The sequence below is a fragment of the Azospirillum lipoferum genome (assembly GCF_024170005.1).
Lineage (GTDB): Bacteria > Pseudomonadota > Alphaproteobacteria > Azospirillales > Azospirillaceae > Azospirillum > Azospirillum lipoferum.
Window position 1 is genome coordinate 498,666 of the sequence record NZ_JALJXJ010000002.1, and the last position, 24,174, is coordinate 522,839.

Below are 24,174 nucleotides of genomic sequence, written 5' to 3' on the forward strand. Positions count from 1 at the left end.
GACGGAGCGCGGCCCTGTTCGCCTCACACCACCCCGGCGAAGCTCCAGCGCAGGGTCTCGCCGCTGCGGAAGGGCAGCACGGCATCGCCCTCGCTGACCAGGATCAGGTCGGGGGCGACCGACGGGCGGCGTTCCAGCGCCACGCGCTCCTCACTGACCGGCAGGTTGTAGAAACGCGGGCCGTTCAGGCTGGCGAAGGCCTCCAGCCTGTCGAGCGCGCCGGCCTCGTCGAAGGCCTCGGCATAGAGTTCCAGCGCATTGGCGGCGGTGAAGCAGCCGGCGCAGCCGCAAGCCGCTTCCTTCGCCGTCACCGTGTGCGGGGCGGTGTCGGTGCCCAGGAAGAACGGCCCCTCGCCGGAGATCGCCGCCTCGACCAGGGCGACCCGGTGGGTCTCGCGCTTGGCGATCGGCAGGCAGTAGAGATGCGGGCGGATGCCGCCCTGGAAGATGTGGCTGCGGTTGATCAGCAGATGATGCGCGGTGATGGTGGCGCCGATCCGGCCGCTGGCGGCATGGGCCCGCACGAACTGCACGGCGTCGGCCGTCGTCACATGCTCCAGAACGACGCGCAGGGTCGGGTGGCGCTCCAGCAGCGGAGCCAGGATGCTGTCGATGAACACCGCCTCGCGGTCGAAGATGTCGACCGACTGGTCGGTGACCTCGCCATGGATCAGCAGCGGCATGCCGATTTCCGCCATGCGCTCCAGCACCGGAGCGATGCGGGCGATGTCGGTGACGCCATGGGCGCTGTTGGTGGTGGCGTTGGCGGGATAGAGCTTGGCGGCGGCGAACACGCCGTCCTTGAAGCCCTGGGCCAGATCGGCGGCGTCGGTGCCGTCGGTCAGATAGGCGGTCATCAGCGGGGTGAAGGCGACGCCGTCCGGCAGGGCATCCAGGATGCGCCCGCGATAGGCCACGGCATCGGCGGCCGTCGCCACCGGCGGCTTCAGGTTCGGCATCACGATGGCGCGGCCGAACTGGCGGGCGGTGAAGGGCAGAACCGCCTTCAGCATGGCGCCGTCGCGCAGATGGACATGCCAGTCGTCGGGACGGCGGATGACAAGGCGTTCGTTGGGCATGGATCGGGTCCCGGCGCTGCTGTCGAGGGGTCGGTGAGCTTGGACGACGTTCTATCGCCATCGCCGCCGCATCTCAACAGCACCGGGACGCCGCATCCTCGCGCCGCTGCACCTCCCCGTCCGCCGGCCGGCGTTGGCGGGCGGGAAGGTGCAGCGGCCTGCAACCTTACTGGATGGTGGTCGAGGTCTTCAGGCCGAGGATGCCGTCGATCTTCGCGGCCTGCTCCGCGGTCACCGGCTTGCCGCCGATGCTGGCGAGCTGCTGCCGGGCCTCGGCCACCGCCTTGTCGCGGGCGGCGCTGTCCTTCAGCGCATGGGCGGCCAGCATCTGCTCGTGGTACTTGCCGAGCTGGACCGAAAGCTGATCGGTCGGCTTGGCGCCCAGTTCCTTGGCGACGGCATCGGTCTGGGTCTTGGTCACCTCGGCCTTCGGGGTGGCCGCGACCTGCTCATGCTTGGTCTTGCCGGCGTCGGCCTTGGTGGCATCAGCCTTCGGGGCTTCGGTTTTGGTGGCCTCGCTCTTGGTGACGGCCTTCTGGTCGAGCTTCTGATCGAGTTTCGGGGCCGTCGTGGTGGAGTCGGTCGTCACGGCGGGGGCCGACGTGGCCGGAGCGGCCGGCGCGACCGTTGCGGCGCCCGCGCTCAGCACGGGAGCCGTCGCCATCAAGGCGACGAACGCAAAGGTCGAAACGGACGAGCGGATACGCGACCCAAAGACGGTGCCGGACATTTGATTTCTCCATTTCGGTGAGCGATCCTCGTTGCGGGATCGTGCTTAGATGAACGCGGCCCCACTGCGGTTCATTCCACGCCCTTCCAAAAAATTTTCGGCATGGCGCGAAAAATTTATCTCCGGCTTTTCCGGCCCTGGTGACGGGGCGGGCGAAAGGGGCTAGAAAACCCACGCTTTTCCTATCCAAGCGCGGACCCTCTCCGATGAGCCTGATCACGCCCCGCACCCCGCCCGGAACGATGGAGCTGCTGCCGCGCCAGCAGGTGGCCTTCCAGCGCATGCTGGACACCATCCGCCGCGGCTACGAGCGGTTCGGCTTCGTCCCCGTCGAAACCCCGGTGTTCGAGACGGTCGACACGCTGCTGACCAAATCGGGCGGCGAGACGGAGAAGCAGGTCTATTTCGTCCAGTCCACCGGCGCCATCCAGCAGGGCAACAAGCCGGAGCTGGCCCTGCGCTTCGACCTGACCGTGCCGCTCGCCCGCTATGTGGCGGAGCATGAGCGCGACCTCGCCTTTCCCTTCCGCCGCTACCAGATCCAGCGGGTCTACCGCGGCGAGCGGGCGCAGCGCGGGCGCTTCCGCGAATTCTACCAGTGCGACATCGACGTGATCGGCAAGGACAGCCTGTCCGCCCATTACGACGCCGAGATCCCGGCGGTCATCCACCATGTCTTCACCGAGCTGAACTTCGGCGGCTTCACCATCAACGTGAACAACCGCAAGATCCTGCTGGGCCTGCTCGACGGTCTGGGCGTCGCCGACGCCGACACCCGCGTGCTGGTGCTGCGCGAGATCGACAAACTGGACAAGATCGGCCAGGACAAGGTGCGCGCCAGCCTGCTGGGCCTCGGCGTGACCGAGCAGGCCGCCGACACCATCCTGTCGCTGATCGACATGAAGGGTACGAACGCCGAGACGCTGGCGGCGCTGGGCGCGCTCGACATCGAGACCGCCCTCTTCCGCGAGGGCGTCGGCGAACTGACCACGGTCATCGAGGGGCTGAAGGCCTTCCAGGTGCCGGAAGGGACGGTCCGCATCAACCTCGCCATCGCGCGCGGCCTCGATTACTACACCGGCACCGTCTACGAGACCTTCCTGAACGACCATCCCGGCATCGGCTCGGTCTGCTCCGGCGGGCGCTACGAGAATCTCGCCAGCCACTACACCAAGTCGAAGCTGCCGGGCGTCGGCATCTCCATCGGCGCCACCCGCCTGTTCTACCAGCTGATGGAGGCCGGCCTGATCAAGGACGCCGCCCCGACTGCCCAGGTGCTGGTGACGCAGATGGACCCGGCCCTGTCCACCGACTATTTCCGCATGGCCAGCGAGCTGCGCGCCGCCGGCATCAACACAGAAATCCAGCTGGACGGCGGCAAGATCGCCAAGCAGATGAAATATGCCGACCGCGCCGGCATCCCCGTCGTCCTGCTGATGGGCTCCGACGAGAAGGCCCGCGGCACCGCGACCCTGAAGCATCTGGTCAAGGGCGAGCAGGTCGAAGTGCCGCTGGCGGAGCTGGCGGCGCGGGCGAAGGCATTGCTGGAGGGGTAAAAAAAGGGGAAGACACACTTTAATTTGATGCAAACCCGCCACCTGGAAGGCCGCAAGATCGATAAAGCCGCCTTCCAGGCTCGCAAGGGGGCGCCATGAAAAATCACTCAATCAAATTGCCGGGATGCATCATATATTTGCAGCCCTAAATTTTAAATTTAGCTGTCGCAAAAATTTCTAAGCAGCTCATCTAATAAGGCGGGAAGATTTTGGAAAAACACCAAGAATATTTGAAACGTTTTTCTTCAACCATATTCGAAATAGGGAAAGCAACAGCTCTAATTTCGACCTTCCTTGGAACGGTTCTAATTATTATATTTTGCCTGCAAACAAACACGCCGCTTCCTCCCATTGACCCCTCATTCGGACTGACCATAACTGTTTTTATGGCGACTCTGGCTATCTTTGTTTATTCTTTATTGTGTTTAATTTTTTTGCCTTCATTCTATAATATTACGAGATGCCAAAATTTATTAAGAGTCTTTCCATGCTTATTGTCTCATGCCTCCTCCGGAAGAAGGAGATTAGAAGCATACTGCATATGCTATTTTCCTCTTTATATATCTTGGGCATTTCTGATTGCCCTGAGCTTCTCTGAAACCAATCTTAATCTATCAGTTGTAGTTCTTATTAATTCTTTGGTAATTCTAGTTTGTTCCATATTTTCATCAATGACCGTATTCAAAATAGCGTCAAAATTAGTCCTTCAAGATATCAGAAAAAGCATATTGTATTTTGCAAATATAATTTCTGTGAATGCAATATCTTACATATGGAGTATTATTTTCTTCTATAATTTTAGATTAATGGTGAATAATTCGATAGGAAATGTTGATTTTCCCTACCCATCAGCACTGACAATATTTCTAATGGCCGCCGCTCATATCACCCAATGCACCAGCGGAAAAAGCTACAAAATAAAAGCTATACTCGCCCTTTCTTACATCTTGATTGTAATGATATTCATTCCAGGCGCCACGATAGTTACCGGAAGCATTCTTCGCATAATTGGCGCGGGAGGAAGCCTCCCCGCTGAAATCAGCTTCAAAGCACAAATAAATTCTGTCGATCATGGGAAAAGCAAGAGAATCTGCATTATGTTTTCGACATCATCGAGCATCGTGGCCAGATACTCTGAAAAATCAAATGCTTCTAACAGCGAATACTGCCGCATAAAGGAACATGATCCCTCAGAAGATGGCCAAAGCAAAGACTCTTATTACACGATATCGGTTTACAATCGTTCAGACCTGTTTGAAGTTAGAATGCTGAAATGATGGCATAAAGAGCTATAGCGCAACTTAATATTACATTAACCAAAACCGCCTATCGTTCCGACCGACACCGGCCGTGTGGGTCGGGCGGCAGGGGGTGCGCATCCGAGATGGCCAAGCGGTGGATGCAGGTCGGGCGTTGGACCGGGCGGGTCGCGATCGCGGCGACGCTGTCCATCACGCTCGCCGCCGCCGGCTATGCCGGCTGGCAGGAGATGCGGACCTCGCGTCTCCAGGCCCGGCTGCTCTCCGGCGTCGCCCAGTCGATGACCGTCAGCTTGCGCGAAGGCCCCAACCCGCAGGCCCGCTATCCCAAGCATGGGCCATACAACGAACGGCTCGGCTACACCGCCCTTCCCGGCCAGCTCGACGCGCTGACCCATGACGTTTACGCCATCGAGCAGCAGGCGGTGCTGTCGCCCATGCTCGACCGCTTCATGGCCGGCGGCGGTTTTCCGATCTATCGCGAGAAGACGCAGGCCGGGCTGACCCTGCTCGACCGCAACGGCACCGTCATGTATGCAGCGCACTATCCGGAGCGGGTGTTCGACGGCTTCGACGATGTGCCGAAGCTGGTCGCCGATACGCTGCTGTTCATCGAGAACCGCGAGCTGCTGGACGCCGACCAGCCGCGCCGCAACCCGGCGGTGGAATGGGACCGTTTCGGCGCCGCCGTCGCCATGCTGCCCTTGCAGATGATCCGGCCGGGACAGCGTTCCCCCGGCGGCTCGACGCTCGCCACCCAGATCGAGAAATACCGCCATTCGCCCGACGGCCAAACCACCGGCGGCGTGGAGAAGCTGCGCCAGATGGCGTCCGCCAGCGTCCGCGCCTACAGCGACGGCGAGGACACGACCGAGGCCCGCCGCCGCATCCTGGTCGATTACCTGAACTCCACTCCGCTGACCGCGCGGCCGGGCTTCGGCGAGGTGAACGGGCTGGGCGACGGGCTGTGGGCCTGGTTCGGCACCGACCTGTCGATCGCCAAGCACGTGCTCGCCGAACCGGCACCCGACGGCATGACGGACGCCCGCACCCTGAAGCTGAAGGCGCTGGCCTATAAGCAGGTGCTGGCCCTGCTGCTGGCCCAGCGGCGGCCATCCCATTACCTGATCCAGGACCGCGCATCCCTCGACCGGCTGGCCGACGCCCATCTGCGCGCCCTGGCCCAGGCCGGGGTGATCGACCCGGCGCTCCGCGACGCAGCACTCGCCACCCCGCTGGTCTTCCGCGAAGAGGCGCCGACCAGCCCCGCCACCTCCTATGTCGAGCAGAAGGCGACCAACGCCATCCGCGCCCGGCTGCTCGGCATGCTCGGCGTGTCGAACCTCTACGCCCTCGACCGGCTCGACCTGACCGCGCAATCCACCCTGGATGCGGAGACGCAGGCCCGCGTGGTGGAGGTGCTGGGCAGGCTGAACGACCCCAACTATGCCCGCTCGCTCGGATTGACCGGCGAACGGCTGCTCGACGCCCGTAACAACGACCTGTCCAAGCTGGTCTATTCGATCACGCTCTACGAGCGCGGCCCCGAGGCCAATTACCTGCGCGTCCAGGCCGACAACCTCGATCAGCCGCTGGACATCAACGACGGGGCGAAGCTGGACCTCGGCTCCACCGCCAAACTGCGCACGCTGGCAACCTATCTGGAGATCGTCGCCGAGCTGCACAGCCGCTACGCCCACCTGCCGAAGGACCTGCTGGCCGATGTCGAGGACGAGGCGTCGGACAACCTGACGCGCTGGGCGACGGCATGGCTGGCCTCGGCGCCCGACCGCCGGCTGCCGGCCATGCTGGACGCGGCGATGGAGCGGCGTTATTCCGCCAGCCCCGGCGAAGTGTTCTTCACCGGCGGCGGCCAACACAGCTTCGTCAACTTCAACAAGGACGACAACGGCCGCATCCTGACCGTGCAGGAGGCGTTGCGGAACAGCGTCAACCTGCCCTTCATCCGGCTGATGCGCGATGTCGTCCAATTCTATATGGACGAGGGGGCGGACGACGGCGCCGACATCCTGCGCACCCCCGACCACCCCGCCCGGCAGGCCTATCTCGCCCGCTTCGCCGACCGCGAGGGCTCGGACTTTCTTAACCGCTTCTACAACGATTACCGCAAGCGCACCCCGGACGAGGCCCTGGCCCGGCTGGCGACCCGCTCGCGCCCGGTGCCGCACCGGCTGGCGGTGATCTTCCGTACCGTGCGGCCCAAGGCCGGGCTGGCGGAGTTCTCCGCCTTCCTGCGCGGCCGGCTGCCGGGGATGGTGCTGTCCGACAACGAGATGTCGGCGCTCTATGCCAAATATGGGCCGGACCGCTTCCCGCTGAACGATCTCGGCTATCTCGCCCGCGTCCATCCGCTGGAGCTGTGGCTGGTCGCCTATCTCCAGCAGCATCCCGAGGCCAAGCGGGCCGAGGTGCTGGCGGCCAGCGCCGACGAACGCCAGGAAAGCTACCGCTGGCTGTTCAAGAAGGGCATGGCCGCCCAGAACACCCGCATCCGCATCGGGCTGGAGGAGGAAGCGTTCCAGCGCATCACCGCCCAGTGGCGCAGCGTCGGCTATCCGTTCGAAACGCTGGTGCCGTCGCTGGCGACCGCCATCGGCAGCTCGGCCGACCGTCCGGCGGCGCTGGCGGAGCTGATGGGGCTGATCCTGAACGACGGGGTGCGCCAGCCGACGGTGAAGATCCGCTCGCTTCATTTCGCCGCCGGCACGCCCTACGAGGCGAAGCTCGGGCTGGGACCGATGAAGGGCGAGCGCGTGCTGCGGCCGGAGGTCTGCGCCACCCTGCGCCGCGCCCTGATGGACGTGGCGCAGAACGGCACCGCCAAGCGGGTCTGGGGCTCCTTCAAGGATCCGTCCGGCGCCCCGATCCCAATGGGCGGCAAGACAGGCACCGGCGACCACCGGCTCGACCGCTGGGGTCCGGGCGGCGTGCTGATCGAATCGAAGGCGGTCAACCGCACCGCCACCTTCGTCTTCTACATCGGCGACCGCTTCTTCGGCACCATGACCGCCTTCGTCCATGGGCCGGAGGCCGACGATTACCGCTTCACCAGCGCCCTGCCCGCCCAGCTGCTGAAAAGCCTTGCTCCGGCGCTCCAGCCGCTGATTGATCAGGGCTCAACCAGGACCGCCGACACCCGCCCCACGCCGACCGGGCTGTAAGGCATGCAACGGGGCCGCCCGCCTGGGGTGCAGCATTTCGTCCGCCGCCGACCTCTGCTGCAGTTTCCGGTCAGGCCGTTGAGGATCGTCTGTAACCGTGAATTTCGCCGCCGTAAACCACCGTGACATGAAGCCACATCGGCGCTGGAAACGCCTGCCTCCGCCACGGCTTGAGGTCGCCCCAGCTTTCAGCAGAGCGATAGTTTACTACGATTTTCTTCCTTTGATGTTGTGTAATCGCACCTCCCCTACCATCCACGCGCGCGCTGTGATATTAGCTCCGTTATCCTTCAGGCACGCGCAATTTTCCTCAGGAAAGGCTGTCCTTCTACATGTCTGAGATCAATGGATTTTACGCAGCCCTGAATCAGGTCGGCATCCTGAACTCGGGAAGCATGGAGGAGACTGGCGAGAAATACTTTTTGGAACGCTATTTACCCATCCGACCAAATCCCATCGTTTTTGATGTGGGAGCATGCAATGGGGACTACTCATCCGGCGTGCGCGCCATCAGTCCTTCGGCTCGTCTCTTTGCCTTCGAGCCGCATCCAAGTTCTTTTGAGCGCTTGAAGTCCACTCTGGCTGGAACTGGCGCCACTCTGATCCAAACAGCGCTAGGTGACGAAAACGGGACGACACGCTTCTACGATTATGCGGATCGGGATGGCACCGCACATGCCACCGTTTACAAAGATGTCATCCATCAGATCCACAAGGGCACATCGAAAACCATAGAGGTTCCAATCCGTCGGCTTGATGATCTGCTGCCCAATTTGGGAGTGGATCATATCGATTTCTTGAAGATCGATACTGAAGGACATGAGCTGTCCGTGCTTCATGGGGCAGCCAAGACCATCGCTGACGGCCGCGTCGACGCCATTCAGTTTGAATTCAATGAAACCCATGTTATCTCGCGGACTTTTTTCAAAGACTTCTGGGATTTTCTCCCCGACTATCGATTCATGCGCCTGCTTCCCAAAAACGTAATCACAATCACGGATTACAATCCGATTTTCTGCGAGATCTTCGCGTTCCAGAATATCGTTTGCGTCCGCAAAGATGTCTATGCCAGACACTTCCGCCAATAACGCAGCCATGATCATGGCAACCCGGCCCCGGCGAAATTCCCGCCGCGGACCTTGACGCGCCCGCCGGATTGCCGTAAGCACGCCGCGCACGCGTCGGCACCCCTGGAGGCCGGCGCCCTTTTCGTTTTGGAGCATCGTCATGACCAAGATCATTCCGCTCGGCGCTGAGACGCGCGAACGGGCCGGCAAGGGGACCGCCCGCCAGACCCGCCGTGACGGCCGTATTCCGGCCGTCATCTACGGTGGTAAGCAGGCTCCTGTCACCATTTCGCTCGAGAAGTTCGAGTTCACCCGCGTCCTGCATCAGCCGGGCTTCTTCACGCACCTGTTCGACGTCACCGTCGACGGCACCGCCCATCGCGTCCTGCCGCGCGACGTGCAGTTCCACCCGGTGACCGATGTCCCGCTGCATGTCGACTTCCTGCGCGTGTCCTCCGACACCCGCATCAACGTGCAGGTTCCGGTCGAGTTCGCCGACCAGGACAAGTCGGCCGGCCTGAAGCGCGGCGGTGTGCTGAACATCGTCCGTCACGAGCTGGAGCTGAGCTGCCCGGCCGACAACATCCCCGAGCACATCACCATCTCGTGCGAAGGCTTCGATGTTGGCGACTCGATCCACATCTCCGCTGTCAAGCTGCCGGAGGGTGTGACCTCGACGATCACCGACCGCGATTTCACCATCGCGACCATCGTTGCCCCGTCGGGCCTGAAGTCGGAAGAGGGCGCCGCTGCCTGATCGGGAGCGTTCGACCTTTGAAGATGGTTACGGTGGGGGGCTTCGGCCCCCCGCTTCGTTTTGTGGAGTGCGCTTGCCGGAGGGGTTAGGGACATGCTGCTTCTGGTCGGACTGGGCAACCCCGGCAACGAATATGCCCGCAACCGCCACAACATCGGCTTCATGGCGGTAGAGACCATCGCCCAGCGCCACCGCTTCACCCCATGGAAGAAGCGTTTCCAGGGCCAGACCGCCGAGGGCACCGTCGCCGGCGACAAGGTGCTGGCGCTGGAGCCCGCCACTTTCATGAACCTCTCCGGCCAGTCGGTGGTGGCCGCCCTGCAGTTCTTCAAGCTGAAGCCCGAGAACGTCGTTGTCATCCATGACGAGTTGGACCTGCCCCCCGGCAAGATCCGGGTGAAGAAGGGCGGCGGCCACGGCGGCCACAACGGCCTGCGCTCCATCGACGCGCATATCGGCAAGGAATACTGGCGCATCCGCCTCGGCATCGGCCATCCCGGCAACAAGGATCTGGTCAGCGGCTATGTCCTGCACGACTTCGCCAAGGCTGACCAGGGCTGGATCGGTCCGCTGCTCGACGCCGTCTCCGACAATTTGCCTCTGATCGTGGATGGCCAGCCGGAGCTGTTCATGAACAAGGTGACGGTGGCGACGCAGGGCAAATAGCCCCTGCCCGCTTCCGCCCTCCCCCACTTCGCGTTTGCGCTTTGTCCCCCATCGTAGGATAAAGCGGCTCAATTCCAGCATTTCCGACGGCGAGCACCCACCCATGGGCTTCAATTGCGGCATCGTCGGCCTGCCGAACGTCGGCAAGTCGACCCTTTTCAACGCGCTGACCGCCACCCAGGCGGCCGAGGCGGCGAATTTCCCCTTCTGCACCAAGGAGCCGAACGTCGGCCGCGTCGGCGTGCCCGACCCGCGGCAGGACAAGCTGGCGGAGATCGCCAAGTCGCAGAAGATCGTCCCGACCCAGCTGGAGTTCGTGGACATCGCCGGCCTGATCCGCGGCGCGTCGAAAGGTGAAGGGCTGGGCAACCAGTTCCTCGCCAACATCCGCGAGGTCGATGCCATCGTCCATGTGCTGCGCTGCTTCGAGGACGACGACATCACCCATGTCGAGGGCAACGTCGATCCGCTGCGCGACGCCGAGGTGGTCGAGACCGAGCTGATGCTCGCCGACATGGAAAGCCTGGAACGCCAGCTGACCAGCCTTCAGAAGAAGGCCAAGGGTGGCGACAAGGACAGCAAGGTCAAGGCCGACCTGATGGAACGCGCCCTGAAGGTGCTCCAGGACGGCAAACCCGCCCGCGTGGTCGAGCTGTCGGACGACGAGAAGCCGGTGTTCAAGCAGTTCATGCTGCTGACCGACAAGCCGGTGCTCTATGTCTGCAACGTCGAAGAGGCGTCGGCCGCCACCGGCAACGCCTTCTCCGCCAAGGTCGCCGAAAAGGCCAAGGCCGAGAACGCCGAGGTCGTCGTCATCTCCGCCGCCATCGAGTCCGAGGTCGCCCAGCTCTCCGACCCGACCGAGAAGGCCGAGTTCCTGGAATCGATGGGGCTGGAGGAAACCGGCCTGAACAAGCTGATCCGGGCCGGCTTCAAACTGCTGGACCTGATCACCTTCTTCACCGTCGGCCCGAAGGAGACGCGGGCCTGGACCGTGCGCCGCAACGCCAAGGCCCCGGAGGCCGCCGGCGTCATCCACACCGACTTCGAACGCGGCTTCATCCGCGCCGAGACCATCGACTACACCAGCTTCGTCACGCTGGGTGGCGAGCAGGGGGCGAAGGACGCCGGCAAGATGCGCCAGGAAGGTAAGGAATATGTCGTCCAGGACGGCGACATCTTCCACTTCCGCTTCAATGTCTAATGGACGCGGGGCGACGCCGTCGCCCCCATTCCACCTCCGCTGTCACCCAACTGTCATATTGTCGTAACAATCCGCACGCCCTACCCTTCAGTTAGGGGTGCCGCCCGATTGCAACCCCGATCCGACAGAGGGGGTTCGATGCAGGCGACGCGGGTGCTGCTGGAACTGGCCGGGAATGTCGTGCTGCTCCTGTGGGGGCTGCATATGGTGCAGAGCGGGCTGACCCGTGCCTTGGGTGGCGACCTGCGCCGCATCCTGGGGGCCGGACTGCGCAACCGCTGGACCGCCTTCCTGTCCGGCATGGGCATCACCATGCTGCTGCAAAGCAGCACCGCCACCGGGCTGATGACGACCGGCTTCACCGCCACCGGGCTGGTGTCGCTGATGCCGGCGCTGGCGGTGATGCTGGGGGCCAATGTCGGCTCCACCCTGATCGTCCAAATTCTTGCCTTCGATGTCGCCCATGTGGCGCCGGTCCTGCTGCTGGGCGGCTTCATCGCCTTCCGCCGCGGGGCGCGGACGCGCAGCCGCGACCTGGGCCGGGTCGCCATCGGGCTGGGGTTGATGCTGCTGTCGCTGCATTTGCTGCTGGCGACCATCGCCCCGGCGGAGAATGCGCCGATGCTGCGGCGGATGCTGGCGATGCTGACCGCCGACCCGGTGGTGGCGGTGATGCTGGCGGCCCTGCTGTCCTGGGCCGCCCATTCCAGCGTCGCCGCCATCCTGCTGATCGCCTCGCTGGCCGGCGGCGGAGTGATCGGACCGGAGGCCGCGGTCGCCATGGTGGCTGGCGCCAATCTGGGCAGCGCCGTCAATCCGGTGATCGAAGGGCCGGGCGGCGACGGCCGCAACCCGGCGGCCCGGCGGCTGCCGGTGGGCAACCTCGTCAACCGCCTTGTCGGCTGCCTGATCGTCGTGCCGCTGCTGGAACCGATCACCTCCGGCTTGCAGATGGTATCGCCGGACGCAACGCGGCTGGCGGCCAACTTCCACCTCGCCTTCAATCTGGCGATGGCCGGCCTCTTCATCGGCCCGCTGCCCTGGTTCGCGCGGGCGTTGACCCGGATGTTTCCGGAACGGGTGGCGGTCGCCGACCCGGCGATGCCGCTCTATCTCGACCGCAGTGCCCTGCGCGTCCCCCACCTCGCCATCGCCAACGCCGCGCGCGAAGCGCTACGCATGGCAGACACAGTGGACAGCATGTTGCGCGGCGCGCTGGACGTGATCCAGAGCGACGACCGCAAGCGGGTGCAGGAGATCCGCCGGATGGACGATGTCCTGGACCGGCTGCACGAGGCGATCAAGCGCTACCTCACCCAGATCAATGTCGAGGATCTGGACGAAGGCGACGCCAGCCGGATGTCGGACGTCCTGACCTTCACCATCAACCTGGAGCATGTCGGCGACATCGTCGACTGCAACCTGATGGAGATGGCCTCGAAGAAGATCCGGCGCAAGCTGCGCTTCTCCACCGAAGGAGCGGCCGAGATTGCCGGCATGCTGGAACGGCTGAGCGAGACCCAGCGGCTGGCCGCCGCCGTCTTCGTGTCGCGCGACGTCCGTTCCGCCCGCGCGCTGATTCATGAGAAGGAGGTGATCCGCGACCTGGAGACCAGCGCCACCGAAGCGCATTTCGCCCGCCTGCGCGCCGGACGCAAGGAAAGCGTCGAGACCAGCGCCCTCCATCTGGACATCCTGCGCGACCTTCGTCGCATCAACGCCCATCTGGTCGCCGCCGCCTATCCCGTGCTCGATCAATCGGGGGAACTGCTGCCCAGCCGCCTCAAACGGGGGACAGCACGGGCGTGACCGTTCATGCCCGATAGGGGAGCGGCGGCGCCTCTGCTTCGACCTTTTCTTGTCACCGGCGCAGCAACGTTAACTCTTTCGTAACCATATAAAATTCGCCAAGCTCTTTCGCGACATGGTTAACAAAACCTTCCTGTGATTGTTATGGCAATGGGCCCGATGGGCGGTTGCTGCCCCAGGGAATGGTTGTCGAGAGGGAGCGGACGGTGGCGAACACGCACGCGACGTCGAACGGACCCGCAAACGGGTCCGGTGCGCAGGCGGGATCCGACGCCGGATTCGCCGAGCGGGTGCGCGACGCCATCGACCGGCAGGAGCTGTCCCTGGTCTTCCAGCCGCAGGCCGATGTCGTCACCAACCGCCTGACCGGGTTCGAGGCTCTGTCGCGCTGGCGTCTGTCCGACGGCACCATGCTGCCCCCCGACGTGTTCGTGCCGATGGCCGAACAGGGCGAGGCGATCCATCTGCTGGGCGAATGGACCCTGCGGACAGCCTGCGTTGCCGCGGCCGGCTGGCTGCGTGCCGGCTATCCCGACATTCCGGTGTCGGTGAACCTGTCGGCGCGGCAGCTCGACGATCCGGCGCTGGTGCTGAAGGTGCTGGGGATCCTGGCGGAAACCGGCCTGCCCGCCGCCAACCTGAAGCTGGAGCTGACCGAAACCAGCATGTTCAGCCAGACCGTCGAGGCGCGCGAGGCGCTGGTGCAGCTGCGCGGCGCCGGCATCAGGCTGGTGCTGGACGATTTCGGCACCGGCTGGTCGTCGCTGGCCACCCTGCGCCGGGTGCCGGTGGAGGCGCTGAAGATCGACAAGCAGTTCGTCCAGGCGATGGTGGAGGACCGCGACGCCGCCGCCATCGTCCAGGCGGTGGTGGCGCTGGCCCACGCACTGGATCTCGGCGTGGTGGCGGAAGGGGTGGAGACGCAGGAACAGCGGCTCTACCTGCAAGCCTATCGCTGCGACGTTCTGCAGGGCTACTGGCTGTCGCGTCCACTGACCACCGACGGGGTCGGCGACTTCCTCGCCGAGCGCAGCGTGATCGTACGGCCGATGGGGTCTATGGTATCTGGGGGGTCTGGGGGCTCCGCCGCTGGGCCGCAGACAGCAGGATGACCCGCCGTGTCTCATCCCACTCCGTCAGTTCCCCCGCCTCCTCGGCGGTAGCCCAGCAGGCCTCCAGCGCGTCGTCGGCACAGAGGGGATCACCCTCCGCACTCTCCGCCGCCACCTCGACCAGCGTGTAATGATAATGGACGCGGCCCTCGGCATCGGGGGTGATGGCGTCGACGACAGTGACGATCCCGGTCGGCACAACCTCCAGTCCGGTCTCCTCGCGCACCTCGCGCACCGCGGTTTCGAACACGGTCTCGCCAACCGACTGCGCCCCGCCCGGCAGGCTCCACTGCCCTATCCGCGGCGCCTTGCCCCGCCGGATCAGCAGAACCTTGTCCCCGCGCCAGACGACGACCCCAACCCCGACCCAGGGACGGTCGGGATATTCGCGGCTGGAACGGTCAGGCGGGCTGGCGGACATGAACGGCTCCCTATCGATGGCTTGACCCGAGGTTAACGCGGTCCGACACTGCGACACCAGACGCGAAGACGCATCGCCGCGTCCTGCCGGCGCACTCCACCCGACCATACGGCCGCCTCCATGAAGCTCAACGAGATCCGCACCTTCATCGCCGTGGCCGATGCGCAGTCGGTGCAGGAGGCCGGCAACCGCCTGGGCCTGACCCAGTCCGCCGTGTCGCGGCTGATCCAGCGGCTGGAGGCGGAACTGGGTGTCATGCTGTTCGACCGGCAGACCAAGCCGCTGGCGCTGACCCGCGACGGCGAACTGGCGCTGGCCCATGCCCGGCGCATCCTGGCGGCGACCAGTGATTTCGCCGACGCCTTTGCCGGCTCGACCGAACCACGCGGTCTGTTGCGGCTGGGCACGGCGCATGTGCTGACCGCGCTGACCACCGGACAGCCGTTGGACGAGTTGCGGGCCGGCTTTCCCGGACTGACTTTGCGTCTGCATGCGGACTGGAGCAACCCGCTGATCGAGCAGGTGCGTGCCGGCACGCTGGATGGTGCTGTGATCCTGCTGTGTGAGGAGCAGGCACCGCCCGAGGACCTGCCGGCCCGCCGGATCGGGACGGAACCGGTCAGCATCATCGCCGCACCCGGCGACGACACCACCGATCTGGCCGCCATGAACCAGCGCGGCTGGGTGCTGCAACCGAACGGCTGCCGGTATCGCGAGGCGCTCCATCAGGCGCTGGCTCCGTTCGGCTTGCAGCCGAACGTGACGGTTGAGGCTTACGACCAAAGCCTTCTGGTGTCGCTGGTGTCCCGCGGTGTCGGGTATGGTCTGGCGCCGATGGGGCTGATCGCACCGATTCCGGAAGCGGCGACGGTTCGGCCCCTCGACCTTCCCAACTTCCGCATGTCGGTGACGATCTGGCTGATCCAGGCACGGACGACTGGACGCATCGCTCCGGTGTTCGACCGGTTGGAGGAAGCGCTTCGGCGCGACATGGCAGCCGGCCGCCGGACCGATCGCGTGACGGAAGAACATCCTCTTCTGCATTCCGCTGCGGAATGACCTGATTGCCGATTATGAATTTGCCGAACTGTTAATGCCCGCCTATCGTCGGAGCAGACGCAATTCCATTGCGAGCAGTTCCACAACACCGGTGCGGACCGACGCCCGGATCCGGGAGGATGCCTTGACCACCGCCACCCCTGCACCGGCGCCCTCCTGGAGGACGCCCGCACTCGTCGTGATCTGCGGCTGCCTGATCTCGATGCTAGCCTTCGGACCACGCTCCAGCATGGGGCTGTTCATCGGCCCGCTTTCGGAAACCCGCGGCTGGGGCCGCGACGTCTTCGCGCTGGCGATGGCGATCCAGAACATCCTGTGGGGGGCCGGCGGTCCCTTCGCCGGGGCGCTGACCGACCGCTACGGCCCGGCCCCGGTACTGGCCGGCGGCGGGCTGCTCTATGCGGCGGGTCTGGCGCTGATGCCCTATGCCACCACCAGCGTCGAGTTGTACCTGACCGCCGGCGTGCTGATCGGCCTTGGCCTGTCCGGCGCCTCCTTCGGCATCATCATCGCCGGCTTCACCCGGCTGCTGCCGCCGGAACAGCGCAGTTGGTCGGTCGGCATCGCCACCGCCGCCGGGTCGATGGGCCAGTTCCTGTTCGCACCGATGGGGCAGGCCTTCATCGCCGGCTTCGGCTGGCAGACCGCCCTGCTGCTGCTGGCCGCCTCGATGATCGCCGTACCGCTGCTGGCCAGCGTCTTCCCTGGGCCGAAGGGCATGACGGCGAGCGGCACTCCGGCCGTGACCGGCGCCAATATCGGCTACATCGCCGCGGTGCGCCAAGCCTTCCAGCACCGCAGCTATGTGCTGCTGGTCGCCGGCTTCTTCGTCTGCGGTTTCCAGCTGGCCTTCATCACCACCCACCTGCCGCCCTACCTGACCGCCGCCGGCATCAGCCCGACGCTGGCCGCCTGGGCGCTGGCGCTGATCGGCCTGTTCAACGTCGTCGGCTCCTACGCGTCGGGCGTCCTGGCTGGCAAGGTCAGCAAGCGCTACCTGCTGTGCGCCAACTATTTCTCGCGCGGCATCGCGACGGCGATCTTCATCCTGCTGCCGATCTCCCCGGTGACGGTGATCGCCTATGCCGCGGTGATGGGCCTGCTGTGGCTGTCCACCGTGCCGCCGACCTCCGGCCTCGTCGCGCTGATGTTCGGTACCCGCTACATGGGCACGCTCTACGGCTTCGCCTTCTTCAGCCATCAGGTCGGTGGCTTCCTGGGCGTCTGGCTGGGCGGCCTGCTGTATGAGCGGACGGGGTCCTACGACGTCGTCTGGTGGCTGGGCGTGGCGCTGGCCATGTTCGCGACCATCGTCCACTGGCCGATCGCCGAGAAGCCCGCCCCGTCGCTGGCGGCGGCCGAGGCGAAGGCGTAAGGTAATTCCCATGAGCGACGGTCCCGCCCACTCCTCTCCCGGATTGCCCATCGGCCACGGCCTTGCCATGGCACTGCTGGGCGGCATCCTGCTGGTCTGGGCAGGGTTGATGGGGCTGTCGCTGCAACGTGCCGCCCTGCCGGATAGGACCGACGGCATGATGCTGGCGGTCTTCTCCCCCGGCACCAGCGATGCCGACGCCATGGCGGCGATGGTGCGGGCGGGAGGCGAACCGGTGCGCTCCACCTGGCTTGGATTCGCCTGGGTGGCCCGCGGAACGGAACCCGGATTCGTCGGACGGCTGAAGGCGGAGGGCGCGCTGGCTGCCTTCGGCGAGCTTCCGGTCGGCCCGACTCTGGGCGGCTGCACCGCCATGCCGGTCGATACGGCCAAGATCGCCGCCACCCGCCTGCAATAGGGGCTTCTTTCCACCCTCTCGGCGCAGCTTGGGCCTCACCAACGGTGGACGCGCGTCCCTTGCGGTGTCATAGTGCGGCCCGCATTCGACCAGCCCCGTTCCCGCGGGGCCAGACTCCGGAATTCGTGAGCGACGATGAGCGAGCCGATCTCCCTGTTCACCAAACTGGCGAACATACACATCCGTTACGTCACGTGGCGCCGGGGCGCCAAGGTCGGCAGCGACCGCTTCGGCAACGTCTATTACCGCAACAAGGACACCCAGCCCGGCACGCGCGAGCGCCGCTGGGTCCTGTATGCCGGTGAGCCCGACGCCTCCAAGATCCCGCCGGAATGGCACGGCTGGCTGCACCACACCACCAAGGAGCCGCTGCCCGAGGGGTCGAGCGCCTTCCACAAGCCGTGGCAGAAGGAACATCTGCCCAACATGTCGGGTTCGGTCCAGGCCTATCGTCCGCCCGGCCATGTGCTGGCTGGCGGCCAGCGCGTGCCGGCCACCGGCGATTACGAACCCTGGACTCCGAGCTGATCCCTGCCGGGACTGACCATCAAGTCGGAACGGAAAGCGGAATGGAAAGCCCGGCCCCATGCGGGCCGGGTTTCGATTCGGGAACTCGCAGCAGGATAGCTCTATGCGCCGGAATGTGATCGAAACCGTGCTTGGCGGCGTCGTGCTCGCCGTGGCCGCTGTGTTCCTTGCCTTCGCCTACAAAAGTGCGGACCTGCGCAAGGTGCAGGGCTATGACGTCACCGCCAACTTCAACAGCATCACCGGCCTGCAAAGCGGCGCCGACGTGCGGATCAGCGGCGTGAAGGTCGGCACGGTCACCGCGCTGACGCTCGACCCGACCAGCTATCAGGCGGTGGTCCATCTGTCGGTCGACAATTCGGTGAAGCTGCCGAAGGACACCGCGGCGGTCATCGCCTCGGAAAGCCTGCTGGGCGGCAAGTTCCTGTCGCTGGAGCCGGGCGGCGATCCCGACGCGATCAAGCCGAACGGCAAGATCGAGTTCACCCAGAGCACCCCGGGCCTGGAGCAGTTGCTGGGCCAAGTCATCTTCTCGTTGCAAAGCATGAGCAAGTCGGGCGATCAGGCCAACGGCCAGCAGGGCCAAGCCCCTGGCCAAGCGCCCGCCCAGCCGCCCAAGCTCTAATCCCCCAACCCTGGCACCCAACCCTGAACGTGGCCGGAACTGACGGCCACGCTCGAGCGTTCCTCCTCCGGTCCAGGTAGAAATTGCTGCCGGATCACGAAGCAGGGAGGAACGCGATGCATCTGCTCCATTTGTCCATCCTCGGTCTCGCGCTGGCCACCGCCGCGTGCGGCGCCAACATGGAAGAGAAGTCGGCCACAGGCGGGTTAGGCGGTGCCGCGGCCGGTGCCGTGGTCGGCGGACCGGTGGGCGCCGTGGTCGGAGCCGCCGCAGGCGCCGGCGCCGGTGCGGCGACCCAGAAGATCGAAGACCGCAACGCACAGAGCGGGTCCGGCGCCACCTACAGCGCTCCTGCCTCGCGCAGCACCGTCACGCGCTGATACACACCATTCGCACAATACACCCCGGCGTCCCCCACCACTGGACGCTGACCCCGCTTCCGGGATAGAAGGCGGAGCGCCCCGGCGGAGGTCCCGCCGACTGGCTGGGTCCTCCGCCAGGCGCCGTCCGCAATTACGGAAGCGATCCGACGTGACGAGACTTTCGACTTTTCGCCGACCGGTGGCTGGTCTGCTGGGTGCCGCTGCCCTGCTGGTATGCGTGGCCGCCGTCCAGGCTGCCCCGGTCCCCAGCCAGATGATCGAGCGGCCAACGGCCAAGTTGCGATGGCTGGACAAGGTGACCGCCCGCACGTCCACCTTCACCATGAAGGTGGGAGAGACCAAGGCGGTGAGCAGCCTGCGCATCACGTTGCGCGCCTGCCGTGAGAACCCGCCGATCGAGACCCCGGAATCCGCTGCCTTCCTGGAAGTGACGGAGATCAAGCCCGGCGAGCAGGCGGAGCAGGTCTTCAGCGGCTGGATGTTCGCCTCCAGCCCGGCCCTGTCGGCGATGGAGAACCCGATTTACGACGTGTGGGTTCTGGGCTGCGAGCAATAAGGACTTTGGAAGATTGCCCCCTCAACCCCCTCCCACCCTGTGGGAGAGGGTTAAGGGGGTGTCTTACTCCGCCACCGCCGCGATGGGATTGCCCAGCGCCTTGTCCAGATAATCGTCCACCTGGGTTGCCAGATCGTCGGTGCGGTTGACGAAGAAGTGGCTGGCGCCGGGGACGACACGGTGGTCGATGCGGATGTCCTTCTGGTGCGACAGCTTGGTCACCAGCTTGGTCACTGCCGCCTGGGGCACCACCTCGTCCTTGTCGCCATGGATGATCAGGCCCGAGGACGGGCACGGCGCCAGGAACGAGAAGTCGAACAGGTTGGCCGGCGGCGAGACCGACACGAAGCCGTCGATCTCGGGGCGGCGCATCAGCAGTTGCATGCCGATCCAGGCGCCGAACGAGACGCCACCGATCCAGCAGAGCGGCGCGTTGGGATTGTAGGTCTGCAGCCAGTCGAGCGCCGCAGCCGCGTCGGCCAGTTCGCCCTCCCCCTTGTCATAGGTGCCCTGGCTGCGCCCGACGCCGCGGAAATTGAAGCGGAGCGCCGAATAGCCGCGCTTGGTGAAGGACTGGAACAGGGTGAAGACCACCTTGTTGTTCATCGTCCCATTGTGCTGCGGGTGCGGGTGCAACAGCAGCGCGACCGGGGCGTTCGGCTGCTTGCCGTGGGTGTAACGGCCTTCCAGGCGACCGGCGGGACCGTTGAAGAGCACTTCAGGCATGGGAACGACGTTCCTGACGCGGACAAAGGGTTGTTGGAACCACCGCGACGACCGGCCGGATTTTCATCCGGCAAACCGCCCCGGCGCACAGGCCATCTGGCCCGTCACGGATTTTCCCGTCTTGGAGTGGGGTTTTCCGCACACAATTCTTGACCGTTTTGCTTGGTCATCATATATGCGTCGTAACGTCCTCCGGGACAACCCGCCTGACCCGCCCGATCGGCTCCAGCGCTAGCCGGACCGATCGATAAGTCCGGGTCCCTGCCGGCCGGAACCCTTAAGGATCCGGACCGGAAGGTCCTGAACCGCAAGGGTCCGACAGGCCGAAGCCGGGCGCGGGCGGCCGATGAGAGCGGCGGACTATACCACGGCGGGTGATGGCGTGTTCAAGCATCTTCGCGAAGAGATCGATGGGATCATGGCGCGCGACCCCGCCGCGCGGTCCCGGCTGGAGGTGGCGCTCTGCTACCCGGGCTTGCACGCGATCGTGCTTCACCGCATCGCCCGGCGCGCCCGCGACGCCGGCTGGCACATCACGGCCCGTCTGATCTCGCAGATCGCCCGCTCGCTGACCGGCATCGAAATCCATCCCGGCGCCACCATCGGCCGTCGCTTCTTCATCGACCACGGCATGGGTGTCGTGATCGGCGAGACGGCGGAAATAGGCAACGACGTCATGCTCTATCATGGGGTGACGCTGGGCGGCACCTCTCTGAACCCCGGCAAGCGCCACCCGACGTTGGGAGACGGCGTCATCGTCGGCGCCGGCGCCAAGATCCTGGGCGCCATCACCATCGGCCGCGGCGCCCGCATCGGCGCCAATGCGGTGGTGGTCGCCGACGTGCCGGCCGACACCGCAGTGGTCGGCATCCCGGCCAAGCCGGTGGTGGCACGCGACCGCGCCGAAACCCGCAAATTCATGCCCTACGGCACTCCCTGCGGCGACATTCCCGACCCGGTGGCCCGCGCGCTGACCGGCCTGCTCGATCAGGTGACGGCGCTGCAGTCCCGTGTCGGCGAGCTGGAGGCGGACCGCCCCGCCGCTCTACCCCGTTCAACACCCACACCGCTAGAGACGGTGGCCTCCCACGTCGGGATGCACGAAGCGCAAGGAGAATCGCGATGAGACTCAGCACCAAGGGACGCTATGCCGTGATGGCGATGGTCGATCTGGCCGCCACCAGCCAGGGCAGCCCGGTCGCGCTGGCCGACATCGCGGAGCGGCAGGAGATTTCGCTGTCCTATCTGGAACAGCTGTTCGCCAAGCTGCGCAAGGGCGGTCTGGTCAAGAGCGTACGCGGTCCCGGCGGCGGCTATCTGCTGGCCCATCCGGCCGACGCCACCCGCGTGTCCGACATCATCCTGGCGGTGGACGAGCCGATCCGCACCACCCGCTGCGCCAACGGCACGCCGCAGGGCTGCCGCACCAACCGCTCGCGCTGCCTGACCCACGATTTGTGGGAGGAGCTGGGCAACCAGATCCATATGTATCTCAGCTCGGTCACCGTGGCCGATGTGGTGGAGCGGCGGATCATCGGCACCAGCGGGCTGAACCTGCTGCGCCCGGCCCCGGCCGCCGACAACACCGCCGTCGCCGCCGCCGAGTGATGAAGCTGAGTGAGATTGGCCTTCCACGTTGAGCATGCCTGAAAAGTGACCGCCCCGTTCGTCCCCTCGTTCCGGCGCACCGGCGTCTATCTGGACCACAACGCCACCGCTCCGCTGAAGCCGGAGGTGAAGGCGGCGATGGGTCAGGCGATGGACCTGGTCGGCAACCCGTCCTCCGTCCACGCCTTCGGCCGCAGCGCCCGCCGGGCGGTGGAGGAGGCGCGCGCCGCCGTGGCGGCTCTGGTGGGCGTGAAGCCGGCCCAGGTGCTGTTCACCGGCAGCGGAACGGAGGCGAACAACTTCGCGCTCCGCGGCTTTCCCGGCCATCGCCTGCTGACCTCCGCCATCGAGCATGAGTCGGTGCTGGCTGCCCAGCCCGATACGGAACGCTTCGGCGTCAGCCGCGACGGCGTCGCCGACCTGGACGATCTGGAACGCCGGCTTGCCGGTTCGGACGCTCCGGCTCTGGTCTCGCTGATGCTGGTCAACAACGAGACCGGGGTGATCCAGCCGGTGACGGACGCCGCCCGCATCGCCCACGCCCGTGGCGCGCTGGTCCATTGCGATGCGGTGCAGGCTGCCGGGCGGCTGCCGCTGTCGCCATCCGACCTGGGCGTCGACCTGATGACGCTGTCGGCGCACAAGCTGGGCGGCCCGACCGGTGTCGGCGCCCTGATCCTGGCCGAGGGACTGGAACCCGACGCGCTGATCCGCGGTGGCGGGCAGGAGCGGCGCAAGCGGGCCGGTACGGAGAACCTGCTGGGCATCGTCGGTTTCGGCGCAGCGGCCCGGCTGGCGCGGGACGGGTTGGCGGAAACAGCCGACCTCGCGACCCTGCGCGATCGGCTGGAGCGCGAGGCGCTGACCGCCATGCCGCGCGCCCGGGTGATGGGGGCCGGTGCGGCGCGGGTCGCCAACACCAGTTGCCTGATGCTGCCCGGCCTTCCCGGCGAGACCCAGGTGATGACGCTGGACCTTGCCGGCGTGGCGGTCAGTGCCGGGTCGGCCTGCTCCAGCGGCAAGGTGAAGCCGTCCCATGTGCTGGCGGCGATGGGCGAGGATGACCGGTCCGCCGCCAGCGCCATCCGGATCAGCCTGGGCTGGACCAGCGACGACGAGGCGGTGGACCGCTTCCTGACGGCCTGGATCGCGATGGCGCGGCGAAGCGCGCCCGTGGATGGCTGACCCGGACCCCATGCCCACGCGACCATCTGTCTCCCGCCCGGAAAGCCCGCATTCGCACATTGCACCGGATGCGGCTTATCGGTATGACCCCGCGGATGGCCGTGGTGGCCACATGTCGTGGTAAACCATCCCATCGGCCGACCTGTTCGGCGTTTTGACGGACTGCGCGCATGACCCGTTCCAAATCCGGCCCGCCCGGCAACAGCGGCGGCATCTCCGGCGCCATCGCCGGCGATCTGGAGCCCTGCGGCACCTGCGGCCGCTCGGTGGCGCCGCGCGCCCTGTTCTGCCACGCCTGTGGTGCGGCCCAGCCGCCGCGGCCGCTCGACCCCTTCACCCGCCTGGGGCTGGAGCGCCGCTTCGACATTGATCTGGAACAGCTGTCGAAGCAGCATGCCGGCTTCACCCGCGTCATGGACCCGGAGCGTTTCGCCGCCCGCGGCCCGCGCCAGCAGGCCAACGCCAAGGCCCAGGTCGAGGCCTTGCGCGAGGCCTATGAGGTGCTGCGCGATCCCATCCGCCGCGCCCACGCGCTGCTGGCCCTGCTGGGCGGCGCGCCGGCCGCCGGCGATGAGGACGGCGACGAGGAGATCGACGATCTCGCGACGCGGCTGACCCGTGCCGACGACGTGCTGGAACTGGACCGCATCGGGCTGGACCTCAACCAGCGGGTCGAGGCCTGCATCAGATATCTCGCCCCCGCCTTCCGCAAGGCGCAGACCGCCGCCGGCCCCGACAGCCCGTCGGCCTTCGATGGTGCGGCCCGCATCCTGGCCCGGCTGGAACGGCTGGAGGCGCTGGCCGCCGAGGTCCGCGATCGCCGTGCCGCCCGCACGACGCCGCGGACCTGAACCACACTTCCCTTACAA

24 protein-coding genes are annotated in these 24,174 nt (G+C 65.6%); 19 read left to right on the forward strand and 5 right to left on the reverse strand.

Annotated elements, in window-relative coordinates; all coding sequences use genetic code 11:
• Positions 1–23: 23 nt before the first annotated feature.
• Both pyrC and J2848_RS06245 read right to left on the reverse strand, forming a co-directional pair.
• Positions 24–1,079 carry a dihydroorotase gene (gene pyrC / locus J2848_RS06240; protein WP_149229982.1) on the reverse strand — a complete coding sequence of 352 codons (1,056 nt, stop codon included), beginning with the start codon at positions 1,077–1,079 and terminating at the stop codon, positions 24–26.
• A 166-nt stretch (positions 1,080–1,245) separates the two neighbouring features.
• Positions 1,246–1,809 carry a hypothetical protein gene (locus J2848_RS06245; protein WP_149229981.1) on the reverse strand — a complete coding sequence of 188 codons (564 nt, stop codon included), beginning with the start codon at positions 1,807–1,809 and terminating at the stop codon, positions 1,246–1,248.
• Positions 1,810–2,015: 206 nt separating this feature from the next.
• Here J2848_RS06245 and hisS point away from each other — a divergent pair, with 206 nt between their 5' ends.
• Positions 2,016–3,365 carry a histidine--tRNA ligase gene (gene hisS / locus J2848_RS06250; protein WP_149229980.1) on the forward strand — a complete coding sequence of 450 codons (1,350 nt, stop codon included), beginning with the start codon at positions 2,016–2,018 and terminating at the stop codon, positions 3,363–3,365.
• Between the two features lie 866 nt (positions 3,366–4,231).
• Here hisS and J2848_RS06255 read toward each other — a convergent pair.
• Positions 4,232–4,438, reverse strand: coding sequence for a hypothetical protein (locus J2848_RS06255; RefSeq protein ID WP_149229979.1), 207 nt, complete (start codon positions 4,436–4,438; stop codon positions 4,232–4,234).
• 311 nt (positions 4,439–4,749) lie between these two features.
• Between J2848_RS06255 and J2848_RS06260 the strand changes: the two genes are divergently transcribed.
• From J2848_RS06260 to J2848_RS06290, 7 genes are all read left to right on the forward strand, one after another.
• Positions 4,750–7,806, forward strand: a complete 3,057-nt coding sequence (locus J2848_RS06260; RefSeq protein ID WP_149229978.1) for a transglycosylase domain-containing protein — start codon at positions 4,750–4,752, stop codon at positions 7,804–7,806.
• 332 nt (positions 7,807–8,138) lie between these two features.
• Complete coding sequence (locus J2848_RS06265) at positions 8,139–8,894, forward strand: FkbM family methyltransferase (RefSeq protein WP_149229977.1); 756 nt, start codon at positions 8,139–8,141, stop codon at positions 8,892–8,894.
• 139 nt (positions 8,895–9,033) lie between these two features.
• Positions 9,034–9,630: a 50S ribosomal protein L25/general stress protein Ctc gene (locus J2848_RS06270; protein WP_149229976.1), complete on the forward strand. Its 597-nt coding sequence runs from the start codon at positions 9,034–9,036 to the stop codon at positions 9,628–9,630.
• A gap of 93 nt (positions 9,631–9,723) precedes the next feature.
• Complete coding sequence (pth, locus tag J2848_RS06275) at positions 9,724–10,296, forward strand: aminoacyl-tRNA hydrolase (protein WP_149229975.1); 573 nt, start codon at positions 9,724–9,726, stop codon at positions 10,294–10,296.
• A gap of 103 nt (positions 10,297–10,399) precedes the next feature.
• Positions 10,400–11,500, forward strand: a complete 1,101-nt coding sequence (gene ychF / locus J2848_RS06280) for a redox-regulated ATPase YchF (RefSeq protein WP_149229974.1) — start codon at positions 10,400–10,402, stop codon at positions 11,498–11,500.
• A 138-nt stretch (positions 11,501–11,638) separates the two neighbouring features.
• Positions 11,639–13,309, forward strand: a complete 1,671-nt coding sequence (locus J2848_RS06285; RefSeq protein ID WP_149229973.1) for a Na/Pi cotransporter family protein — start codon at positions 11,639–11,641, stop codon at positions 13,307–13,309.
• A 206-nt stretch (positions 13,310–13,515) separates the two neighbouring features.
• Positions 13,516–14,421 carry an EAL domain-containing protein gene (locus tag J2848_RS06290; RefSeq protein WP_246193681.1) on the forward strand — a complete coding sequence of 302 codons (906 nt, stop codon included), beginning with the start codon at positions 13,516–13,518 and terminating at the stop codon, positions 14,419–14,421.
• On the opposite strand, the gene J2848_RS06295 is transcribed toward J2848_RS06290, so the two are convergent.
• Positions 14,366–14,842 carry an NUDIX hydrolase gene (locus J2848_RS06295; RefSeq protein WP_149229971.1) on the reverse strand — a complete coding sequence of 159 codons (477 nt, stop codon included), beginning with the start codon at positions 14,840–14,842 and terminating at the stop codon, positions 14,366–14,368. The two genes, J2848_RS06290 and J2848_RS06295, sit on opposite strands and share 56 nt — an antisense overlap.
• A 120-nt stretch (positions 14,843–14,962) precedes the next feature.
• On the opposite strand from J2848_RS06295, the gene J2848_RS06300 reads away from it, so the two are divergent.
• The 7 genes from J2848_RS06300 (at position 14,963) to J2848_RS06330 (ending at position 19,786) form a co-directional block, all read left to right on the forward strand.
• Complete coding sequence (locus tag J2848_RS06300; protein WP_149229970.1) at positions 14,963–15,901, forward strand: LysR family transcriptional regulator; 939 nt, start codon at positions 14,963–14,965, stop codon at positions 15,899–15,901.
• 124 nt (positions 15,902–16,025) lie between these two features.
• Positions 16,026–17,276: an MFS transporter gene (locus tag J2848_RS06305; RefSeq protein WP_149229969.1), complete on the forward strand. Its 1,251-nt coding sequence runs from the start codon at positions 16,026–16,028 to the stop codon at positions 17,274–17,276.
• Positions 17,277–17,286: 10 nt separating this feature from the next.
• Positions 17,287–17,694: a hypothetical protein gene (locus tag J2848_RS06310; RefSeq protein WP_149229968.1), complete on the forward strand. Its 408-nt coding sequence runs from the start codon at positions 17,287–17,289 to the stop codon at positions 17,692–17,694.
• A 135-nt stretch (positions 17,695–17,829) separates the two neighbouring features.
• A complete protein-coding gene (locus J2848_RS06315; protein ID WP_149229967.1) occupies positions 17,830–18,222 on the forward strand; it encodes an NADH:ubiquinone oxidoreductase subunit NDUFA12 in 393 nt (130 codons plus the stop codon).
• A 103-nt stretch (positions 18,223–18,325) separates the two neighbouring features.
• Entirely contained in the window at positions 18,326–18,847 is a 522-nt protein-coding gene (gene mlaD / locus J2848_RS06320) for an outer membrane lipid asymmetry maintenance protein MlaD (protein ID WP_149229966.1), read from the forward strand.
• 116 nt (positions 18,848–18,963) lie between these two features.
• Positions 18,964–19,227 (forward strand): hypothetical protein, encoded by a 264-nt coding sequence (locus tag J2848_RS06325; protein WP_149229965.1) that lies wholly within the window; start codon positions 18,964–18,966, stop codon positions 19,225–19,227.
• A 151-nt stretch (positions 19,228–19,378) separates the two neighbouring features.
• On the forward strand, positions 19,379–19,786 hold the full coding sequence (locus J2848_RS06330) for a DUF2155 domain-containing protein (RefSeq protein WP_246193680.1): 408 nt from the start codon (positions 19,379–19,381) through the stop codon (positions 19,784–19,786).
• Positions 19,787–19,849: 63 nt separating this feature from the next.
• On the opposite strand, the gene J2848_RS06335 is transcribed toward J2848_RS06330, so the two are convergent.
• Positions 19,850–20,512, reverse strand: coding sequence for an alpha/beta hydrolase (locus tag J2848_RS06335; protein WP_085089866.1), 663 nt, complete (start codon positions 20,510–20,512; stop codon positions 19,850–19,852).
• Positions 20,513–20,858: 346 nt separating this feature from the next.
• Here J2848_RS06335 and cysE point away from each other — a divergent pair, with 346 nt between their 5' ends.
• From cysE to J2848_RS06355, 4 genes are all read left to right on the forward strand, one after another.
• The gene (gene cysE / locus J2848_RS06340) at positions 20,859–21,638 is read left to right on the forward strand and encodes a serine O-acetyltransferase (protein ID WP_149229964.1); all 780 of its coding nucleotides are present in this window, start codon (positions 20,859–20,861) and stop codon (positions 21,636–21,638) included.
• The gene (locus J2848_RS06345; protein WP_149229963.1) at positions 21,635–22,120 is read left to right on the forward strand and encodes an Rrf2 family transcriptional regulator; all 486 of its coding nucleotides are present in this window, start codon (positions 21,635–21,637) and stop codon (positions 22,118–22,120) included. The genes cysE and J2848_RS06345 overlap by 4 nt, the downstream gene beginning before the upstream one ends.
• 45 nt (positions 22,121–22,165) lie before the next feature.
• Positions 22,166–23,305 (forward strand): cysteine desulfurase family protein, encoded by a 1,140-nt coding sequence (locus J2848_RS06350; protein WP_149229962.1) that lies wholly within the window; start codon positions 22,166–22,168, stop codon positions 23,303–23,305.
• 170 nt (positions 23,306–23,475) lie between these two features.
• The gene (locus tag J2848_RS06355) at positions 23,476–24,156 is read left to right on the forward strand and encodes a molecular chaperone DnaJ (protein WP_149229961.1); all 681 of its coding nucleotides are present in this window, start codon (positions 23,476–23,478) and stop codon (positions 24,154–24,156) included.
• Positions 24,157–24,174: the final 18 nt, after the last annotated feature.

Bases quoted from the DNA above. Each gene is read 5' to 3' on its own strand.
- J2848_RS06310 (WP_149229968.1), top strand. From the start codon at position 17,287: ATGAGCGACGGTCCCGCCCACTCCTCTCCCGGATTGCCCATCGGCCAC.
- J2848_RS06270 (WP_149229976.1), top strand. From the start codon at position 9,034: ATGACCAAGATCATTCCGCTCGGCGCTGAGACGCGCGAACGGGCCGGC.
- J2848_RS06295 (WP_149229971.1), bottom strand. From the start codon at position 14,842: ATGTCCGCCAGCCCGCCTGACCGTTCCAGCCGCGAATATCCCGACCGT.
- J2848_RS06260 (WP_149229978.1), top strand. From the start codon at position 4,750: ATGGCCAAGCGGTGGATGCAGGTCGGGCGTTGGACCGGGCGGGTCGCG.
- J2848_RS06245 (WP_149229981.1), bottom strand. From the start codon at position 1,809: ATGTCCGGCACCGTCTTTGGGTCGCGTATCCGCTCGTCCGTTTCGACC.
- mlaD (WP_149229966.1), top strand. From the start codon at position 18,326: ATGCGCCGGAATGTGATCGAAACCGTGCTTGGCGGCGTCGTGCTCGCC.
- J2848_RS06325 (WP_149229965.1), top strand. From the start codon at position 18,964: ATGCATCTGCTCCATTTGTCCATCCTCGGTCTCGCGCTGGCCACCGCC.
- J2848_RS06265 (WP_149229977.1), top strand. From the start codon at position 8,139: ATGTCTGAGATCAATGGATTTTACGCAGCCCTGAATCAGGTCGGCATC.
- J2848_RS06255 (WP_149229979.1), bottom strand. From the start codon at position 4,438: ATGATCGACAGAATTTATTTGTGCTTTGAAGCTGATTTCAGCGGGGAG.
- J2848_RS06355 (WP_149229961.1), top strand. From the start codon at position 23,476: ATGACCCGTTCCAAATCCGGCCCGCCCGGCAACAGCGGCGGCATCTCC.
- ychF (WP_149229974.1), top strand. From the start codon at position 10,400: ATGGGCTTCAATTGCGGCATCGTCGGCCTGCCGAACGTCGGCAAGTCG.
- J2848_RS06300 (WP_149229970.1), top strand. From the start codon at position 14,963: ATGAAGCTCAACGAGATCCGCACCTTCATCGCCGTGGCCGATGCGCAG.
- J2848_RS06285 (WP_149229973.1), top strand. From the start codon at position 11,639: ATGCAGGCGACGCGGGTGCTGCTGGAACTGGCCGGGAATGTCGTGCTG.
- J2848_RS06315 (WP_149229967.1), top strand. From the start codon at position 17,830: ATGAGCGAGCCGATCTCCCTGTTCACCAAACTGGCGAACATACACATC.
- pth (WP_149229975.1), top strand. From the start codon at position 9,724: ATGCTGCTTCTGGTCGGACTGGGCAACCCCGGCAACGAATATGCCCGC.
- J2848_RS06335 (WP_085089866.1), bottom strand. From the start codon at position 20,512: ATGCCTGAAGTGCTCTTCAACGGTCCCGCCGGTCGCCTGGAAGGCCGT.
- cysE (WP_149229964.1), top strand. From the start codon at position 20,859: ATGAGAGCGGCGGACTATACCACGGCGGGTGATGGCGTGTTCAAGCAT.
- pyrC (WP_149229982.1), bottom strand. From the start codon at position 1,079: ATGCCCAACGAACGCCTTGTCATCCGCCGTCCCGACGACTGGCATGTC.
- hisS (WP_149229980.1), top strand. From the start codon at position 2,016: ATGAGCCTGATCACGCCCCGCACCCCGCCCGGAACGATGGAGCTGCTG.
- J2848_RS06345 (WP_149229963.1), top strand. From the start codon at position 21,635: ATGAGACTCAGCACCAAGGGACGCTATGCCGTGATGGCGATGGTCGAT.